Below are 1,487 nucleotides of genomic sequence, written 5' to 3'. Positions count from 1 at the left end.
CGGCACTAGATCCTAAGTCTAGCGCGTCTGCCGTTCCGCCACGTCCGCAAAACCTGCATGACCCAACTGGTTACCTGCGCCAGCATTCCAGTTGGAGCCCGCCCACCTATGCTAACCCAAGCCGGCTCTGGCTAACCCGGCAGCTGGGCAACAGCAACCTTCAGATCATCTGTGGCGTCCAGAACCACCCAACCTTGCCCCACCGCCCGCTTCCACAGCTCAAAGTGGAGGTGCGGCCCAGTTACCGCTCCGGTCGCCCCCACATAGCCGATGACGGATCCCCGCTCTACCACTTCCCCCGGTGTTACAGCAACTTCGGACATGTGGCCATAGCGAGTGCGCCGACCGCCGGCATGCTCCAGCACAACGGTGATCCCTAGACCCCCCAGGGATCCCGAAGTGACCACCTTGCCGCTTAAAGAGGCCAAGATCGGCGTGCCCATGCTGGCCCCCAAATCCACTCCAGCATGAAACTCCGGCTCTCCGCGGATGGGGTGAATTCGCATGCCAAATCCAGAAGTAATCGGCACCGGGTGAGGTAGGGGGTAGAGCAGTCGTTCGTCACCTGCCGCCAGTTCAGGCAACCTTGGCGTTTGCGGTTCAGGAGCTTGGGGCTGGCTGGGATCCTCGATGCGAATCTCTTGGCCGGGGGCGAGAATGATGCGGCGACCGGAGCTGCGTTCCATCAGCACCACCGGCACCCCACCTTCAGGCTGAGCATGGGGAACCAGGTCATGGTTCTTCTGGGGCTCAATCACGATCTCGCGGCCCATGACCGTCTCTGGGCGGGTTTCTGCCTCAAGGGTCGCAGGGCTGCCCTCTCCCAGGGGAATGGCTCCATCCAGCAGCAGGGCTGCTGCCCCAGGCGTGTCTAGGGCCGGTTCCACCATGGGCGGCGGGGGCAAAGGGGTTAGTTGGGTTTGGGCCAGCAGAGCAGTGGGATAAAACCAGAGCAGAGCCAGCCCCAGCTTCAGCCAAAAGCGCAGCCGCCAAGCTCGGGGGGAGAAAAGGCGCGCTGCCATAACCCAAAGCTTCATCACCGAGTTCAACACAGGCCACATAAAAAACACAAGAGAAATTACAGGCTATCGCCCGCCGGCATGTGATAGCTCAAGCGAACTTGGTCGGGTGTAAGCGTCCGGATGGATTGCTGCTGTTGCAGATGTCGCTCCCCTTGTGTTTGTACTCGCACCCTTCCATCCTCGGCAAGGCCCAAGATCGTGAGGCTAGTCCCCCTTTCGAGCCATTGGACTTGCGGCTTGACCATCCAGGCTTCGTACTCTGAGCGAACGGGGGCAAATCCCCCTTGCAACCAGACGTGGAATCCCTGCTCCATCCCCTGCAGAACCCAGCCGGCAATCTCGGTGCGGTCGAGTGAGCGGTGCAGAGGGGATCCCAAAATTTGGGCTAAGGTGATCGCCCCAATGGGAACGGGGTTGTTGACATTCACCCCCACACCGGCCACCAACCCCAGCAGTTGCCCGCTC

At 61.2% G+C, this 1,487-nt stretch carries 1 protein-coding gene and 1 pseudogene; both read right to left on the bottom strand.

The features are described from left to right. Nucleotides 1-131: 131 nt before the first annotated feature. Complete coding sequence (locus tag NW815_RS00600; RefSeq protein ID WP_414341696.1) at nucleotides 132-1,022, bottom strand: M23 family metallopeptidase; 891 nt, start codon at nucleotides 1,020-1,022, stop codon at nucleotides 132-134. Nucleotides 1,023-1,078: 56 nt separating this feature from the next. Beyond that, nucleotides 1,079-1,487, bottom strand: a pseudogene (locus NW815_RS00595) (biotin--[acetyl-CoA-carboxylase] ligase); the annotation flags it as partial.

The organism is Synechococcus sp. R6-7 (assembly GCF_047461695.1).
GTDB lineage: Bacteria > Cyanobacteriota > Cyanobacteriia > Thermostichales > Thermostichaceae > Thermostichus.
Note: the sequence above shows the minus strand (reverse complement) of the source record. Positions and strands in the feature narration are given on the sequence as shown.

Excerpts from the sequence above, each read along its gene's own strand:
- NW815_RS00600 (WP_414341696.1), bottom strand. The coding sequence starts at position 1,022 with ATGGCAGCGCGCCTTTTCTCCCCCCGAGCTTGGCGGCTGCGCTTTTGG.